We start from the raw sequence: 17,427 nt of genomic DNA, 5'->3' as shown, positions 1-17,427 counted from the left end.
CGCAGAGAACCTTATCGTCTCCGCCGGCTTCATCTGACATGCGGAACATGCCAAGTGCACGGCACCGAATCACACAACCAGGAAAAGTGGCTTCGTCCAAGATTACGAGCGCATCAAGTGGATCGCCGTCTTCACCTAAAGTTCCGTCAATAAAGCCGTAGTCATCTGGATAGCGCGTTGATGTAAACAACATGCGATCCAAACGGATACGGCCCGTTTTATGATCTAATTCGTACTTATTTCGATTGCCCTTGGGGATCTCGATGGTTACATCGAATTCCATGAGTCTCTCCTTCGACGCCGACAGTGCTGCAACGATTCTAACTGTGATTCGCTCCTAATACCCGTTCGTAAGGTGCGATGTTATTCATTTAGCATTGTGATTTCCTCCAAGTTTACTGTGTGGGAAGCCGAAATTGTGGCTAATTAGCCACAATATGTGTGCACGTAAGAACTGATTTCGTCTCGATTTGTGGGAAAATTTGCACGTGAGTAAAAAACGGATTGTGATTTGCAGCGTCGTCGCGTGTTTGTGCACGTATATTTTCGCCGATGCGTGGGATTTAGTCCCTGGTGTATTGACGACGAAACCGCTCGATAACCCACCCGCGCCGTTCCCGCAGGTCGCGGCAACTGAGCAACATCCTGTAGACACCCCAGTACCACAACCAAGTGGCGATTTGCCCACCGCCGCTGCCATTTCCAACATCTTCACCAAACTGCAATCTGATCCACGAATTGGCGGAAACGTATCAGGTATCGTCTCTGATCCGACCACTGGCCAAGTGCTAGGTGAGTATTACGCAGATCGTCCAAGCACCCCAGCTTCCACCACGAAATTACTCACCGCTACTGCTGCTTTGCATGAACTTGGCCCCGAAACTACCCTCGCCACAACCGTCAAACTTGATGGCAGCCACCTGTATCTCATCGGCGGAGGCGATATTCTCCTTGGCGCCGGGTCGGGTAATCCGGCAGCGGACGTCGGTCGCGCCGGTCTAGCAGATCTAGCAGACAAGACGGCACAGGTGCTGAAATCCAAGAACCTCAATTCTGTTCAGCTCATGCTCGACACAAGCCTGTTTTCTGGGCCAACGTATAACGAAACCTGGGATGCCTCCCTCAAGCGCTACGTTATGGAAATATCGCCAATTGCGGTGAACCGAAATTTCGATGCGAACAATAAGGTATCTCCTAATCCGTCCAACGCCGTTACCCAAGCATTTACGCAGGCCTTGAACGCACAGGGGATCGCGGTGACCGGCGTCGTGAATCAAAAAGCTCCAGGCGGCGCCCAAGAAATCGCAGCAGTGAAGTCGGCGCCCGTGCGCGAAATCGTGGCGAGAATGTTGCTCGAATCTGATAATTCTCTCGCCGAAACGCTCGGGCACCTTATTGCCATCCATGCAGGTGAACCGGCTAATTTTGTGGGAGCATCTCGAGCGATTCGCAAGAGTTTGGAAGCCCAAGGCATCGCAATCGCGGGCGTATCTTTGGCCGATTCGAGCGGTTTGTCGGAGCAAAATCGGATTCCGCCGCGCACTTTGGTTGATATTCTCAACCACGTGTGGAGCTGTAATAACTGCAAGCTCAGTGCTATTGGCCCAGGTCTGCCGGTTGCGGGTCTCGATGGCACGCTGCACGATCGTTTTGGGACGACGACGGCCGCGGGTTTCGTGCGCGCCAAAACGGGGTCGCTGTCCGACGTTTCCTCATTAGCAGGATACACTTTTACAGCAGGTGGTAGGCCTTTGAGCTTCGCGGTCATTGTGGACGGCGCTGTGCGAGTGCCGGGAGTGTACGCTAAACCAGCCATCGACGAAGCTATTGCCCAATTGCGGAAGTAGGAATCGAGTAGGAATCGAGTAGGAACCGAAATGGCCGGACCACATCGTCTCGTCTCTTTGACCCGTCAAAAGATCTCTACTGCTTTAGCAGGCCTCCCAGTTGAAGAGCCAATTCTGCTCGCCGTTTCAGGCGGGGCAGATTCTATGACTCTCGCAGCAGCCACCGCTTTCGAGTGCCTAAATAAGAAGCACGCGCGCGGGCGCCGCGTAATTTCGTTGACGGTGGATCACGCAATCCGCCCCGAATCGGCGCAGGAGGCGAGCGTCGTCGTTGAGCGGCTTTGCCGCCTCGGAATTGAGGCGTATTCGCAGCGTGTGGAGTTAGGCAGTGGCTCTGGTCCCGAAGGTGATGCACGCGAGGCCCGTTATCGCGCAATTGCCGATTTTGCCCGAAAGATCACCCCGAGGAAACCGGCGACGGTGCTGCTTGGGCACAACGCCAACGATCAGGCAGAAACGGTGCTCTTGGGGTTGAGTCGCGGGGCAGGGGCGCGGTCGATGGCCGGCATGCCACAGAGCGGCGTGCTTCCTACCTCGGATGACGTTCCTTTTATTCGCCCATTTCTGACCATTAGCGCCGAGGATTTGCGCACTACGTGCCGCGAACTGGGAATTGAGTACGTCAACGATCCGTCTAATGCCTTGGATGGTCCGTGGACGGCAGCTGATGGCACGCCCTTGCGTCGTAGCGCAGTGCGTCACCAGGTTATTCCCGCTTTAGAACAAGCTTTTGGGCGCGACGTCGTTGGGGCACTCGAGCGCACTGGCCGCATGTTGCGCGACGACGACGAAGCTCTAACAGCGATTGCCGCCGCAGTATTTTCCGAGTTGCGTTCTCAAGATTTTTCTCACATCGCAAGACCGGACGCCATGCTCATACTGTCTTGTGAGCAGCTAAAACACCATCCGCGCGCGGTGCGGACCAGGGTGTTAAGGCTCGCATATTCGGCTTGTGGCGGACCTGGTGGTGATCTCGTTTACTGGCATCTTGACGCACTTGATAAGCTGATTGTTGGTCGAGACAATAAAGTTGGCATTGACTTACCCGGGATGAAAGCGTGGCGCGAATACGATACGCTCGCCTTTCTTTCTGCTTTGCACTACTAATTGCACCACAAATGGAGGATCACATGGATTTGAAAGACACCGGCAACGATATTGAAAAGGTGCTTTTTACTGAAGAACAGATAAATCAGCGACTCGTCGAACTCGGTGATGAGATTTCACGTGATTACGAGGGTGAAGATCTTCTTCTTGTTGGTGTGCTCAAAGGTGCCATCATGGTGATGGCTGATCTTTCGCGCAAAATCCACATCCAGACGTCGATGGACTGGATGGCGGTTTCTTCTTATGGTGCCGGTACAAAATCCTCGGGTGTGGTGCGGATTCTCAAAGATCTCAATGAAGATCTCCAAGGGCGAAATGTGCTTATCGTGGAAGATATTCTCGATTCGGGGCTAACTCTGGCATGGTTAAAAGCGAATCTCGAGTCGCGCGGAACGAAGTCGATCAAGATCGCCACGATGTTCCGCAAGCCTGAGGCAGCTAAAGTGCATGTAGATGTTGATTATGTAGGTTTTGATATTCCAAATGAATTTGTGGTGGGGTATGGGCTTGACTACGCGGAGAAATACCGCCATTTGCCATTTGTTGGCACCCTTGCTCCACACGTATACGGAGGTTAAATGACTGTGAACCCACCTTCGACTGAGGGGCAGCGCAATAATACTTTTGCTTCAAACGACGACGAATCCCGGCGTCGTCGTTCAAAGCGCGCCAAGCAACTCGAAGAGTTCAATCGACGCGGGCGTAACCAGAACAAACAGTCGAAAGATCCGCGCAAGTCCGCGCAGCGGCGTCCGGCTCGGCACGGCGAGAACGACAAGCGTGTTCCGCTTCGACGCCGGATCCTCACCGGATTTGCGCTGGTGCTGCTCGGCGGGTTGGCAGTGTTTTGGTACCTCGATTTAGGTGGGTTTACCTCGGTAAAGACTTCTGAAGGAAAAGAAGTCCTCAAAGAACAAAAAGTGGAGCTGGCACAGATCACCGAGGGTGTGCAGCAGGTTCAGGTGTGGCTGAAAGATGACTTCACGCCAACCGATACTGAGGGTGAGAAGCTCACTCCTACCAAGAAGATCCAATTCCAATATGCGAATGCCGAAGCTGGTGAAGTAGCTAAGCTCGTGCAGGATGCGAAACCGGAAAATGGCTACAATTCGCTCGTTCCACAGCAGTCATTCTTGAGCTCGATGGTCACGCTTTTGCTGCCGGCCTTGCTCATTATTGGCGTGTTCATATGGTTGTTGCCGAAGATGCAGTCGGGAATGACGGCGTTTGGCAAGGTCAAGCGCGATGGTATGGATTCTGATCTACCAGATGTAACTTTTGCTGATGTTGCGGGCGTAGACGAAGCTGTCGAAGAGCTACGCGAAATTAAAGAGTTCATTGAAACTCCCGATAAGTTCCACAAGATGGGCGCGAAGATTCCCAAAGGCGTATTGCTCTATGGTCCGCCTGGAACTGGAAAAACTCTCCTTGCAAAGGCTGTAGCTGGCGAAGCGGGCGTGCCGTTCTTCCACATTTCTGCATCGGAATTTGTGGAGATGTTTGTGGGCGTGGGTGCTTCGCGCGTGCGAGACCTCTTTAATAAAGCCAAAAAGACGGCGCCTGCCATTATTTTTGTTGACGAAATCGATGCGGTGGGTCGTAACCGTGGCTCGGGAATCGGCGGCGGAAATGACGAACGTGAACAGACTCTCAACCAGTTACTGGTTGAAATGGACGGATTCGATGAGCACACGAATGTGATCGTGATTGCCGCAACGAACCGCCCGGACGTGCTCGACTCCGCACTGCTTCGCCCTGGCCGCTTTGACCGCCAGATTGCAGTTGATGCTCCTGACCTGCCAGGACGCCGCCAGATTCTCGATGTGCACGCGAAAGGAAAGCCTTTTGCCCAAGACGTCGAGCTGGAAGCGGTGGCGCGTCGTACCCCTGGTTTCTCGGGTGCGGACCTCGCTAACCTGCTCAACGAAGCAGCATTGCTCGCCGCGCGTCGTGAACACGAAGTTATTACGGAAGACGACGTTGACGAGGCAATCGATCGTGTGCTTGCCGGACCACAACGTCGCACTCGTGTGATGAATGCGGAAGAGAAGCGCATGACCGCCTACCATGAGGGCGGTCACGCAGTGGCAGCTGCGGCTTTGAACTACACGGATCCAGTCACCAAGGTGACGATCCTTCCACGCGGGCGCGCGTTGGGTTACACCATGGTGATGCCCACCGAGGACAAGTACTCCACTTCGCGCAATGAGCTTCTTGACCAGCTCGTTTATGCGATGGGTGGGCGTATCGCCGAAGAGATCGTATTCCACGATCCATCCACTGGAGCCTCAAACGATATTCAAAAGGCGACCAATATTGCGCGCAAGATGGTCACTGAATATGGTATGTCGTCCAAGGTTGGCGCAGTGCGTCTGGTGGCCGATGACTCGGATCCAATGACGCGAATGGGCGGCGGAAACTCCCGTGAGTATTCCGAAGAAATGGCGCGAATTGTGGACGACGAAGTGCAAAAGCTTCTCGATACCGCCAACCAAGAAGCCTGGCAGGTGCTCAATGAAAACCGGCACGTGCTAGACAAGCTAGCTGCTCGTTTGCTTGAGAAAGAAACGATTCTTGAAAATGAATTGAAAGAAATTTTCAAGGATATCCGTAAGGCGCCCAAGCGCGTGCAGTGGCTGTCTTCGCCTGACCGCCCGATATCGGACATTCCTCCCGTGCCACTTCCGCAAGAATTGGCTGGCGATGCGCAAAAAGATGAGCATTCACACTCGGAGGGCATTGAAATTGGGCCAGACGCGACGGACGTTCCGCCGGTGACTGAGCAGGAGAGCTAAGTGGCTTACGATGAAGAAGGTGTGCGCAAGGCGATTTACGATCTCCTTGTTGCAGTTGGGGAGGATCCACAGCGAGACGGTTTGCTCGACACGCCGATGCGAATGGCGCGTGCGTATCGAGAGATATTTGCCGGTCTTGAATCGGATCCGAGCGATGTGCTTGAGACTACCTTCGATATTGATCACCAAGAGATGATTTTGGTGCGAGATATCCCGATGTATTCGGTCTGTGAGCACCATCTTCTTCCTTTTCATGGAGTTGCGCATGTGGGATATATTCCCAGCGACGACGGAAAAGTCACGGGGTTGTCCAAACTTGCGCGTCTTGTTGAGGGGTATGCTCGCCGACCCCAAGTCCAAGAGCGAATTACAACCAACGTCGCTGATGCTTTGATGGATCGTTTGCAGGCGCGAGGCGTGATTGTCGTGATCGAAGCTGAGCATATGTGTATGTCTATGCGTGGTGTGCGCAAACCTGGTTCTCGCACGGTGACCTCAACGGTTCGTGGCTGTCTGCGCGAGAGCGCTACTCGTGCGGAAGCAATGAGCCTCATTATGGCCAAGTGAATATGTAAATAAGGAGTGGTTGTTCATGGAAATCATGGGAATTCTCAACGTAACGCCCGATTCTTTTTCCGACGGCGGTAACTGGGTTACTACTGATGCGGCAATTGCCCACGGGCGCGAGATGATTTCGCAGGGAGCAACTGTGCTCGATATTGGTGGTGAATCCACTCGCCCAGGAGCTCAACAGCTCAGCTGGGAAGAAGAGTGGGCTCGTATCGCCGATGTGGTGAGCATTCTTTCGCAAGAGGTGACTGTTTCGGTCGATACGTATCACGCTAAAACGGCACAAAAGGCGGTGGCTGCTGGTGCTCATATCGTCAATGACGTCACTGGTGGCGCTGGCGATCCTGACATGTTTGCGACTGTTGCTGATCTGGACTGTGCCTACATCCTCCAGCATGGTCGGGGCAATAGCCAAACGATGAACGACCTGGTTCATTATGACGGACCGGTGGCGAACGTCGTCGCAAACGAATTAATCGCGAGCCGTGATGCGGCTGTGCGCAGCGGAATCGATTCAGAGCGTATCATTCTTGATCCTGGACTTGGATTTGCCAAAATGGGCGATCAAAACTGGGAACTGCTTGCCGATCTTGGCATATTTTTGGAGCTAGGTCATCCGGTGCTTATCGGGCAATCGCGCAAACGGTTCCTTTCCACCGTCGCCCCTGAAACGGATGCGGCTGGCCGTGATGTGGCTACTGCTACGATTTCAGGCCTGCTCAGCGAAACGGGTGTGTGGGCGGTACGCGTACACAATGTAGCTGCAAGTGCGCAGGCCATCGGCGTGCACTTGAAACTATCGAGTTTAGGCGCATGGTGAATTATGCGCGTCGACACGATTCATCTGCGCGGATTGAGTGCCTATGGCACGCATGGCGTACTGGACTTTGAACACCGTGAGCCGCAAGAGTTCTCGGTTGATATATCGTATTCGGTGGTGACTGAACGCGCTGTTCTAACTGACAACATCGCAGATACGATCTCTTACGCGGATATCGCAGATGCGGTAGTGAAAAGGATTACGGGCGAGCATGTTGATTTGATTGAGGTGCTCGCAGATCGTATCGCGCACGATGTGCTCTTATTCGGGGCGCGCGAGGTGGACGTGACGGTTCACAAACCGAATGCGCCTATTGAGCAAACTTTCGCTGATGTGTGTGTGCAGGCACATCGTAAATCGCCGATTCTCACACCAGCTCGCAGAAAATACGTGATTGCTTTGGGGGCGAATCTCGACAATCCACGCCAGCATGTGTCTGAGGCAATTGAGCAGCTTGCTGAGGTATTTTCGGTGGTCGCCACCTCGGATCTGTACACTACTGCGCCGGTGTTACATCCGGGTCAAGCTGCGCAACCAGATTATGTGAATGCCGTGCTCATCGGATACGCTGCCGCTGCGCCGCTCGATGTGCTGCGCTCCTTACAAGAGATCGAGTGGAAGCATGGGCGAGAGCGGAAAGAGCACTGGGGTGCGCGCACATTGGACCTCGATATTATTGCTGTTGATGGCGTGGCCAGCTCTGATCCTGAACTCATGCTACCGCATCCGCGGGCGGCACTGCGCCGTTTTGTGCTCGAACCATGGCTGAGCATTGAGCCAGATGCGGAGCTCAACGGCGTGGCTTTAACGCAGCTCATCGGAAGTGCACAATGAGTGGCCGCCAGGATTCTCCGGGTTCTTTGCAACCTACGCAGGTGTGGTGGGTGTTGTGCCTGAGCGCAATTTCGCTGGTGCTTTCTTTTTTCGGATTTGATTTGTGGCTCAGGCGCGGATATTCGCCGATTTTGCTACCTCTTTGGGGCTTTGTGCTGCCGTTGCTCATGAGCGTATTCGTGTTGTGGCAGGGGTGGCGAGTGCGCGCATATAAACGCGGGAAAGGCGCTTTAGAAGCGCTCACCGCGGCACGCATTTGGGTGTTGACGCAGGCTACATCGCGTGCTGGGGCAGTGTTAGCCGGTTTTAGTTTCGGTGTTGTTTTCGCATATGCGCATTTGAACTCCACTGCTTTCACGAGCGATCAGATTCGCAATTTTTCGGTGGCAGGTTTAGCTTGGGTTGTGTTGACGGTTGCGGCGTTTTTAGCTGAACGTTGGTGTGTGGTTGATGACGACGCCGACGACGATCGTTCGAGCGGCGGTTCGTTAAACACTGCCACAAGTTGAGGTACTTGTTGAGCTTATTAGTTGAGTTACTAATTGAATCGCAGACTCGGAGAGTGACAATTAGTTAGATACGTTGGTTCGTATTATCACTATGTGGAAGAATGGACGGGCACGTAGTTACACGCCGTCGTACGCAAATGCATTGTGTATGAATCACGAAAAGGGACACTATGAAGAAGCCGTTTGGCGCTGATCTTGATTTCATTCCAGTAGATCCGCAGTATTTCAAAGTTATGCGAATATATGCTCTACTCATTGCATTGGTGACGGTAGTGCCAGCACTCATCTTTGCGATTTCCTTCGGGCGCGAGGGGATCTCAAGCATCGTGTGGTGGAGCATCGTCGGTGTGCTCGCCGTCGTCAGCCTAACCGTTTTGCTCTTTGCACGCAGGCGCGCAAAGGCGATTGGCTATCTCCAGCGCGAGGATGAGCTGATCATCCGGTGTGGAATCATGTTCCACAAAATGACAGTGATTCCTTATGGAAGAATGCAGCAGGTGAACGTTGAAACTGGGCCGATTTTGAGCCGTTTCGGGTTAGCAAAAATCACGCTTGTTACAGCTTCTGCCGAATCTTCGGGTTCTATTCCTGGTATTTCACGTAGTGAAGCCGAGCGTTTGCGTGAAGATCTCACCGCTCTTGGCAATGCGCGGATGGAGGGACTGTGAGCAACGAAGATTACGTCGAAATGCACGGTGAAGCAGGTGGTGCAGCGAATACCGCAGACGCCGCCCAATTGCGTGGCGCGCGCGATGCGCAGCCCGTTTCAGACGCGCAGCCGGATTCTGATGCGCAGCCCGTCACGAACGTGCAGCCAGTTTCAGAAAATTCCATACCAGACGAGACCTGGCGCAAATTCCATAAAATCACGCCTATTTCTCGGCTCGGCGCATTCTGGTTTGTGATCTTCTTTGGAATGTTTTCTATTGCCAAACAGCTGGTTGAAGATCGAAATTTCGAGTCTGCGATCAGCGGTGTTCGCGATCATGCAACGGTTGAGGCCTTGCTGATTCTCCTCGGCGCATTGCTCCTCATCAGCATTGTTGTGATTGGGGTAGGCACTGTGATCTGGAAGAAGATGTCGTATGCGATTGTTCCAAGCGGAATCCACTATCGCAAAGGGATTTTCATCAAGCAGCACAAGCATATTCCGTGGAATCGAATTCAAAGTGTTGAAGTGGAACAGCGCCTTTTCGGGCGTATCTTTGGCTTTGGTTCGGTGAAAGTCGATTCCGCCGGTATGCAAAGCGAAAATATGGATCTTGGCCTGTTGCGACTAGCTGAGTGCTCCTCACTTCGCAAAGAGATTTTGTTCTCGCTCAATTCGGCACGTACAGGAACGCCAGTTGCTACACAAACAGCTCCGCTAGCTACACCAGATTCGCCTGCCATGACAGCGCCGCAAGGCACAATACCTGCTCAGGGGAGTGTAGACGCTGCCGGCACTGCTCTGGCAAATGATTTTAACGCCGTCCCGATTCTCGATGCGGACGACGACGAGCGCGATATTTTGGTCTATAGGCTCGGCACAGCACAGATGCTGATGGCCAATATTTTCGATACTCAGCTACTGATGCTGGTGTTCTTCACGCTTCTTCCGCTCGTCATTACTATTATTGCTGGTGACGTGCAGATTATTGCCATCCTATTCCCAATCTTGGCCGTGGGGTGGACGATTCTCAAGTCGCTGTTTGACGATTATGGCACCAAAATTTACCTTTCGGAAAATGGTTTACGACGCCGAGCCGGGCTTACGAAAGTCATCACGCGTACGATTCCACCGCAGCGTGTGCATGCAATCGGAATCTCACAACCGCTGTTGTGGCGCCGTTTTGACTGGTGGAAGTTGGATTTGACCACGGCGGATAAAGATCTCAAAGAACTCAAGCAACTCTCGCAATCTTTTATCTTGGCTGGTACTCGTGATGAGATTCTCCGTATTCTGTGGACGCTCACGCCATCCTTAGGCTCAGACGATGACCGCGCCTTGCTCGCTGAGGCTCTCGACGGGCAAGGCAGCGGGAAGTATTTCGTGGGCGCACCCCGATCTGCGCGACTGCTTGATCCTATCTCCCTGCCAGGACGTGGTGTCTTTGCTTCTACGCGCACGCTTATTATTCGAAGCGGCAGATGGGCGCGCAAGATTTCGGTAGTATTGCAAGATCACACTCAGTCGACGATGGCCACGGTGGGTCCGATTCAACGCCGGAAGAATCTTGCGTCGCTCAATGTTCACACTGTGTTAGGGAACGTCAACACCAAACTTAAGAACTTCGACCAAGACTATGTGGAGCATCTTTTGATCGCCGAAACGGAACTTGCGCGCCAAGCCCGTAGTATCGGCGTCTCTGAATCTCTACAAGAGTGGAAGACTCGTATAGGTCTTGATCGCTAGCTCAATTTCCTCAGGAAAGGATCCTCGGTGAACAACCACGGCCGGATGAAAATCGGCATCATTTCAGCAGGCAAAGTAGGAGCGGTACTAGGTAGTGCGCTGCGCTCACAAGGGCACACTATTATCGGGGCTTATGCGAGTTCAGAAGCGTCGATTGACCGACTCGAAACCATGCTTGTGGGCGTGCCAGCTCTTGATATCCCGAGCATTGTTGAGGAATCTGAGCTGGTGTTGCTCGCACTTCCTGACGACGAGTTAGAACCTCTCGTGGCAGGCCTAGCTAAGCTAGGACTGTGGAAACCTGGTCAAATCGTGGTTCACACTGCTGGTAGATATGGCGTTTCGGCACTCCAACCGGCTGTAGACGCGGGCGCGCTTGGTCTTGCAATCCACCCGGCTATGACGTTCACCGGCACGTCCTTGGATATTGCGCGTTTGCACGGCTGCCCATTTGCAGTAACTGCACCTGCGGCTATTCAAGCGATTGGGCATGCACTGGTTGCGGAGATGGGTGGGGAATCTTTCGTGATTCCTGAAGAACATCGTGGTACGTACCACGCCGCTTTGAGTCACGGAGCAAACCATATCGTAACGGTAATTGCCCAGTCTATGCAGTTGCTCGCGAGTATTGGCGTTGACGAACCAGGCAATTATTTGCGAGCCTTGGTGCACGCTTCGGTGGAGGGTGCGCTCAGTTCAGGCGATACTTTGCTTACTGGGCCGATTGTGCGTGGCGATGTTAAGACGCTAGCTTCACACTTGGTGACCGTTGATGAGAGTGCGGCTTGTGATCCAGACCTTGCCGATATTCCCCCTGTTTATCGGGCAATAGCCGAGGCGACGACGCTACGGGCGCTTCGTCGTCGGGTGCTATCTGAGGATACGGCGCAACGTATGCGTGACCAGATTCGCGCGAACGAGTTATAGCCTTACCGGCACTGACGGTTAGGATGTGAATGTGCACATTTCACATACAAAATCCGATCTATCCGCTTATCTCAAGGAATCTTCTGGTTCGCGCGCACTCGTTATGACGATGGGTGCTCTTCATGACGGGCATCTTGCTTTGGTGCGCGAAGCTCGTAAAACTGCTGATAACGTAATCGTTTCGATATACGTCAATCCGCTCCAGTTTGGGCCAAATGAGGATTTTGAAGCCTATCCGCGCGATCTTGAAGCCGATCTTGCGCTATTGGAGCCAGCTGGAGTCGACGCTGTTTTTGCTCCCACTGACGATGAGATGTACCCCCGTGACCCGCTAGTACGCATTGAACCGGGCCCGGTGGCTACGATGCTTGAGGGTAAAACGCGACCCGGTCATTTTGCTGGTGTGCTGCAGGTTGTGCATAAGGTTTTCAATCTCGTGCAACCAGATATTGCATATTTTGGGCAAAAAGATGCTCAGCAGCTTGCCTTGATTCGCACGATGGTTGCAGATTTGGATATGTCGGTAGAAATTCGGGCAGTTCCGATTCAGCGTGAAGCTTCGGGCTTGGCGCTTAGCTCACGCAATGCTTATTTGACTGCGGAGGAGCGGGCGAATGCCCTCGCGCTCTCCCAAGCGCTTAAAGACGGCGTTCGGGCAGGTGACGAGCACGGCACGATTCCTGAGGTGATCCGAGCTGCGGTGGCAGATATTTCGGAGAATCCAAAAGTGAAGCTCGATTATTTGACTTTGGTTGATCCGCAGACGTTCATGCCACTCCAGCCTGATTTCACGGGCACTGGTTTGCTGGTTGTAGCGGCGTGGGTTGGATCGACTCGACTGATTGACAATATGGAGGTTTTCATTGGCTGAGCGTATGCGCACAATGATCACTGGAAAGATTCATCGGGCGACTGTGACCGGTGCCGCTTTGAATTATGTTGGCTCGATTACGATCGATTCGGATTTGCTGGCGGCCGCCGACATTTTGCCTGGTGAAAAAGTTGACGTGGTCAATGTAAACAATGGCGCGCGTTTGAGTACCTACACTATTCCCGGAGAGCCGGGAAAGGGTGAAATCATCCTCAACGGCGCTGCTGCTCATCATGTTTCGCCAGGTGATCTTGTTATTATCATGTGTTACTCGGCGATGCCGGACGCGGTAGCGCAGTCATGGCGACCGCGCGTCGTCTTTGTTGATGAACACAATAAGATCGTTGATACCTCCGATCAGCCTGGTCAAGTGCCAGATGGGACGGAAGGGCTGCAGTCATCGGGAATCCCGATGTGAGTAATGGCTCGTCTGGCTTCAAAGGCGGCTTGCCGGCTGAATAACAGCTGATTTTCAGTCCGTTGAGAGCCAAGAAGCCCAAATACCTATAAAATAATATTGTTGTTTTGTAACCTCTAAAGGTGAGTACTATGAATGAAAATCCAGTTCCAGTTGCTGATGACACTCCTGAGCAGATCAAGGTCCGCAAGGAGAAGCGCGCACGACTGATGGAGCAGGGGCGCGATCCGTACCCGGCTGAGCTTCCAATCACTTCGACTATTGGGCTCGTGCGTAAGAAGTACGTTGAGATCGAACCTGGAGAAGAACTTGCTGATGAGGTAGGTATTGCAGGTCGCGTCATGCTGATGCGCCCGTCGGGCAAGATTGCTTTCGTTGCGCTACAGGCGGGCGACGGCGAGCGCTTGCAGGTGATTTTTTCGCTCGCGAACGTTGGAAAAGAAGCACTCGACCAGCTCAAGGCTGATGTAGATCTTGGTGATCACATTTTCGTGCAAGGTCATATTGGTGCATCTAAGCGCGGTGAGCTTTCGGTGTTCGCACACTCCTGGGCAATGGCTTCTAAGGCGATTCGTCCGCTTCCTAAGACCTTTACGAATGCTGAGGGTGAAGAGATGACCCTCAGCGAGGAAATGCGCGTGCGCAAGCGCCATTTGGACCTTATTACTCGCCAGAGCGCACGCGATATGATTCGCATCCGCGCTGCAGTGATGCGTTCGATCCGTAAGACGTTCGAAGAGCGCGAGTACATCGAGATTGAGACCCCTACTTTGCAGAATCTGCACGGTGGTGCGGCGGCTCGCCCATTTACCACGCATATTAATGCTTATGATCAGGATCTTTACTTGCGTATTGCCACTGAGCTTTATCTCAAGAAGGCCGTTGTAGGTGGCGTGGAGCGAATCTACGAGATTGGTAAGAACTTCCGCAATGAGGGTGCCGATTCTTCGCATTCGCCTGAGTTTACAGCTATGGAAGCCTATGAGGCTTACGGCACGTACGATACGATGGCGAAGCTAACGAAAGATCTCATCCAGAACGCCGCGCGCGACGTCTTCGGATCGCTAGTGGTAACGCTTGCTGACGGCACTGAATACGACCTCGGCGGAGAGTGGGACGAAATCTGCCTCTACGACTCGCTGTCGGAGAAATTGGGCGAGGAGATTACGGTAGATACCCCGCGTGAGCGCCTGCTGGAAATCGCTGCTGAGCACGATATTAAGGTCAAGGAATACGCCGTTAATGGCAAGATCGTTGAAGATATCTGGGAAGAACTCGTCGGTAATTTCTTATACAAGCCGACGTTCGTGCGAGATTTCCCAGAGGATACTTCGCCACTCACTCGTTACCACCGCACCAAGCCTGGTTTGACGGAGAAATGGGATCTATACATTCGCGGTATGGAAACTGCCACGGCATACTCTGAACTTGCAGATCCGGTTGTGCAGCGTGACCGCTTGACGCAGCAGTCTTTGGAGGCAGCTAATGGCGATCCAGAGGCGATGCAGCTTGATGAGGACTTCATCGAAGCTATGGAACAAGGCTTCCCTCCTGCCGGCGGTATGGGCATGGGTGTTGATCGCCTGCTTATGGTGCTCACCGGACTCGGAATCCGTGAGACTATCGCATTCCCATTTGTGAAGCTTTCAAACTGATAAGGTAGGGTCTATCAAGCCTGTCTCAACTGATAGAGGAGAGTGGGCTTGAGGGGCTGTGCAGGCATTGGCAAAGCCGACTTGTAGTTTGTGAGTGTGTAACTGAGATCGGGGTGGGTTGAGCAAGGAATTCCTTGCTCAACCCACCCCGATCAGTGTTATCAACGACGAAAAACTCAATCCTCAGTAGGAGTTACGGTCAGCGAACGTCGTCGTCAACCCAGTCGAAGGTGCGGGTAACAGCCTTCTTCCAGAGACGCATCTGGCGATCGCGCTCGGAAGCTTCCATCTTTGGCTCCCAACGCTGGTCTTCTTGCCAGTTGTTGATAACGTCCTGCTCGCCATCCCAGAAGCCAACAGCAATACCGGCAGCGTATGCTGCACCGAGAGCAGTGGTTTCGGCAACCTTTGGCTTCACAACTGGAACGCCGAGGATATCAGCCTGGAACTGCATAAGAGCGCTGTTAGCGGTCATGCCGCCGTCGACGCGAAGCTCAGCGAGATCAACGCCAGAGTCTGCGTTCATAGCTTCGAGCACTTCAGCGGTCTGGAATGCGGTAGCTTCGAGCACAGCGCGAGCGATGTGACCGCGGTTGTTGTAGCGGGTAAGACCCACGATGGCGCCGCGAGCGTCGTCTTTCCAGTATGGAGCAAAGAGACCGGAGAAAGCTGGGACGAAGTAGACGCCGCCGTTGTCCTCGACCGAAGAAGCGAGTGCTTCGATGTCTGGCGCGGTGGAGATCAAGCCGATCTGATCGCGCAGCCACTGGACAAGCGAACCGGTAACAGCGATGGAACCTTCGAGAGCGTATACCGCTTTCTGCTCGCCAATCTTGTAGCACAAGGTGGTGAGGAGGCCGTTCTCGGAAGTCACTGCTTCGTGGCCGGTGTTAATAAGCATGAAGCAACCGGTGCCATAGGTGTTCTTGGCCATGCCCTTTTCGAAACATGCCTGACCGAAGGTTGCAGCTTGCTGATCACCAAGATCGCCCGAAATCGGGGTGTCGATAATGAGCGAGTTCTTTGCGCCGTAGCCGTAAATCTCGGAGGAGGACTTGATCTCAGGCAGCATCGACATTGGAATGCCCATATCGGCACAGATATTTGCGTCCCATTCGAGCTTGCGAACGTCCATGAGCATAGTGCGCGATGCGTTGGTCACGTCAGTGACGTGTACACCGCCGTCGGGACCACCAGTGAGGTTCCAGATTACCCAGGTATCGGTGTTACCAAAGATGAGATCGCCAGCTTCTGCCTTTTCGCGTGCGCCCTCGACGTTGTCAAGGATCCACTTGATCTTTGGTCCAGAGAAGTAGGTTGCGAGTGGAAGACCGCAGACTTCCTTGTACTTGTCTGGGCCTTCGCTACCAGCAAGCTCGCGGACGATCTTATCGGTACGAGTGTCTTGCCAGACGATTGCGTTGTAGATTGGCTCGCCGGTGTTCTTATCCCAGACGACGGCGGTCTCACGCTGGTTGGTGACGCCCACAGCTGCGATTTCGTGGCGGTTAACGTCTGCCTTGGAGAGGGCTTGTCCGATGACCTCGCGAACGTTGTCGCGAATCTCAATCGGATTGTGCTCTACCCAGCCTGCTTTCGGGAAGATCTGCTCGTGCTCAAGCTGACCCACCGAGACGATTTCACCGGAGTGGTTGAAGAGAATGGCGCGGGAGGAGGTTGTGCCCTGGTCGATGGAAAGAATGTACTTCTTCTCGGTCATCTTTGATTTTTCCTTTCAGAAGTTAATTGTTATGGATGGATTACATCATCTGGAAGATGTTGAATGCGCCGGAACCGAATATGAGACCAGCGAGAACACCACCGATGATCGGGCCAACTACTGGAACCCAAGCGTAGCCCCAGTCAGAGCCGCCCTTGCCCTTGATTGGCAGGATTGCGTGAGCGATACGTGGGGAGAGGTCACGAGCTGGGTTGATAGCGTATCCGGTTGGTCCACCGAGGGAGGCACCGATAGAAACGATAACTATTGCAACTGCGAGTGGGCCGAGTGCGGACTTGGTCTGACCATTGACCATAACCCACGAAACGAGTACGAATGTGCCGATGATTTCTGTAAGGACATTCCACAGGCCATTGCGGATAGCTGGGCCGGTTGCGAACGTTCCGAGGATCTCGCCCTGATCCTCATGTGCGTCGTAGTGCTGCTTGAACGTAACCCAAGCGAGTACTGCACCAACAAATGCGCCGAGGAATTGTGCAGCAATGTAGGTGAGAGTTGAGGCTGCAGTGATTGCCACGCCTGGTACGAATTCAGATGCGCCAGAAGCGATAACACCAAGGGTAACTGCTGGGTTCAGATGTCCGCCGGTCTTGTATGCTATGTACACACCAACGAAGACAGCGAAACCCCATCCGAAGTTGATGAGTAGCCAGCCGCCGCCTTGTCCCTTCGAGTGCTTGAGAAGATTTGTGGCTACAACGCCAACACCAAGTAGGAGGAGGAACATTGTTCCAATGAATTCAGATAAAAAGACTTGTGCAAGAGACATCTTGAACCTGTGCTTTCCGAATAATAACTGTGAAAGTTAATGGATGGATATTGTGCTCTGAAATCGATGGCTATTTTCTAGACAATGTGCTTCATTGCATTAATTTCAGGCTAGTAAAACTATGACACAAATTACTCTCTGAGAATACTTGGAATGGCGGTATGCACGA

The 17,427-nt window shown here is 53.2% G+C and carries 17 protein-coding genes; 14 read left to right on the top strand and 3 right to left on the bottom strand.

Features of this window, described 5'->3' with window-relative positions; genetic code table 11:
- A partial coding sequence (locus JOD55_RS08960) for an inorganic diphosphatase (protein WP_204399641.1) occupies positions 1-283 on the bottom strand: 283 nt, incomplete at its 3' end.
- A 205-nt stretch (positions 284-488) separates the two neighbouring features.
- On the opposite strand from JOD55_RS08960, the gene dacB reads away from it, so the two are divergent.
- From dacB to lysS, 14 genes are all read left to right on the top strand, one after another.
- Complete coding sequence (gene dacB / locus JOD55_RS08955; protein ID WP_204399640.1) at positions 489-1,847, top strand: D-alanyl-D-alanine carboxypeptidase/D-alanyl-D-alanine endopeptidase; 1,359 nt, start codon at positions 489-491, stop codon at positions 1,845-1,847.
- A gap of 30 nt (positions 1,848-1,877) precedes the next feature.
- Entirely contained in the window at positions 1,878-2,954 is a 1,077-nt protein-coding gene (gene tilS / locus JOD55_RS08950) for a tRNA lysidine(34) synthetase TilS (protein WP_204399639.1), read from the top strand.
- Positions 2,955-2,977: 23 nt separating this feature from the next.
- Positions 2,978-3,532 (top strand): hypoxanthine phosphoribosyltransferase, encoded by a 555-nt coding sequence (gene hpt / locus JOD55_RS08945; RefSeq protein ID WP_204399638.1) that lies wholly within the window; start codon positions 2,978-2,980, stop codon positions 3,530-3,532.
- Positions 3,533-5,749: an ATP-dependent zinc metalloprotease FtsH gene (gene ftsH, locus JOD55_RS08940; protein ID WP_204399637.1), complete on the top strand. Its 2,217-nt coding sequence runs from the start codon at positions 3,533-3,535 to the stop codon at positions 5,747-5,749.
- Positions 5,750-6,316 carry a GTP cyclohydrolase I FolE gene (gene folE, locus JOD55_RS08935; protein WP_204399636.1) on the top strand — a complete coding sequence of 189 codons (567 nt, stop codon included), beginning with the start codon at positions 5,750-5,752 and terminating at the stop codon, positions 6,314-6,316.
- A gap of 25 nt (positions 6,317-6,341) precedes the next feature.
- Complete coding sequence (gene folP, locus JOD55_RS08930) at positions 6,342-7,139, top strand: dihydropteroate synthase (RefSeq protein ID WP_239539000.1); 798 nt, start codon at positions 6,342-6,344, stop codon at positions 7,137-7,139.
- 3 nt (positions 7,140-7,142) lie between these two features.
- The gene (gene folK, locus JOD55_RS08925) at positions 7,143-7,973 is read left to right on the top strand and encodes a 2-amino-4-hydroxy-6-hydroxymethyldihydropteridine diphosphokinase (RefSeq protein WP_204399635.1); all 831 of its coding nucleotides are present in this window, start codon (positions 7,143-7,145) and stop codon (positions 7,971-7,973) included.
- Positions 7,970-8,482: a DUF3180 domain-containing protein gene (locus JOD55_RS08920; RefSeq protein ID WP_204399634.1), complete on the top strand. Its 513-nt coding sequence runs from the start codon at positions 7,970-7,972 to the stop codon at positions 8,480-8,482. Before folK ends, JOD55_RS08920 begins: the two co-directional genes overlap by 4 nt.
- Positions 8,483-8,652: 170 nt before the next feature.
- Positions 8,653-9,150, top strand: a complete 498-nt coding sequence (locus JOD55_RS08915; protein ID WP_204399633.1) for a PH domain-containing protein — start codon at positions 8,653-8,655, stop codon at positions 9,148-9,150.
- Positions 9,147-10,877, top strand: coding sequence for a PH domain-containing protein (locus JOD55_RS08910; protein ID WP_204399632.1), 1,731 nt, complete (start codon positions 9,147-9,149; stop codon positions 10,875-10,877). Before JOD55_RS08915 ends, JOD55_RS08910 begins: the two co-directional genes overlap by 4 nt.
- A gap of 27 nt (positions 10,878-10,904) precedes the next feature.
- Complete coding sequence (locus JOD55_RS08905; RefSeq protein WP_338022246.1) at positions 10,905-11,804, top strand: Rossmann-like and DUF2520 domain-containing protein; 900 nt, start codon at positions 10,905-10,907, stop codon at positions 11,802-11,804.
- 31 nt (positions 11,805-11,835) lie between these two features.
- A complete protein-coding gene (gene panC, locus JOD55_RS08900) occupies positions 11,836-12,675 on the top strand; it encodes a pantoate--beta-alanine ligase (protein WP_204399631.1) in 840 nt (279 codons plus the stop codon).
- A complete protein-coding gene (gene panD, locus JOD55_RS08895) occupies positions 12,668-13,093 on the top strand; it encodes an aspartate 1-decarboxylase (protein ID WP_275587032.1) in 426 nt (141 codons plus the stop codon). Before panC ends, panD begins: the two co-directional genes overlap by 8 nt.
- Positions 13,094-13,224: 131 nt before the next feature.
- On the top strand, positions 13,225-14,748 hold the full coding sequence (lysS, locus tag JOD55_RS08890; protein WP_204399630.1) for a lysine--tRNA ligase: 1,524 nt from the start codon (positions 13,225-13,227) through the stop codon (positions 14,746-14,748).
- 199 nt (positions 14,749-14,947) lie between these two features.
- Here lysS and glpK read toward each other — a convergent pair whose 3' ends face one another.
- Both glpK and JOD55_RS08880 read right to left on the bottom strand, forming a co-directional pair.
- A complete protein-coding gene (gene glpK, locus JOD55_RS08885) occupies positions 14,948-16,468 on the bottom strand; it encodes a glycerol kinase GlpK (protein ID WP_204399629.1) in 1,521 nt (506 codons plus the stop codon).
- A 40-nt stretch (positions 16,469-16,508) separates the two neighbouring features.
- Positions 16,509-17,258, bottom strand: a complete 750-nt coding sequence (locus tag JOD55_RS08880) for an MIP/aquaporin family protein (protein WP_204399628.1) — start codon at positions 17,256-17,258, stop codon at positions 16,509-16,511.
- Positions 17,259-17,427: the final 169 nt, after the last annotated feature.

This window comes from Arcanobacterium pluranimalium, from assembly GCF_016907845.1.
In the GTDB taxonomy this organism is placed as follows: Bacteria; Actinomycetota; Actinomycetes; order Actinomycetales; family Actinomycetaceae; genus Arcanobacterium_A; species Arcanobacterium_A pluranimalium.
This window is presented reverse-complemented; position numbering and strand designations above follow the sequence as displayed.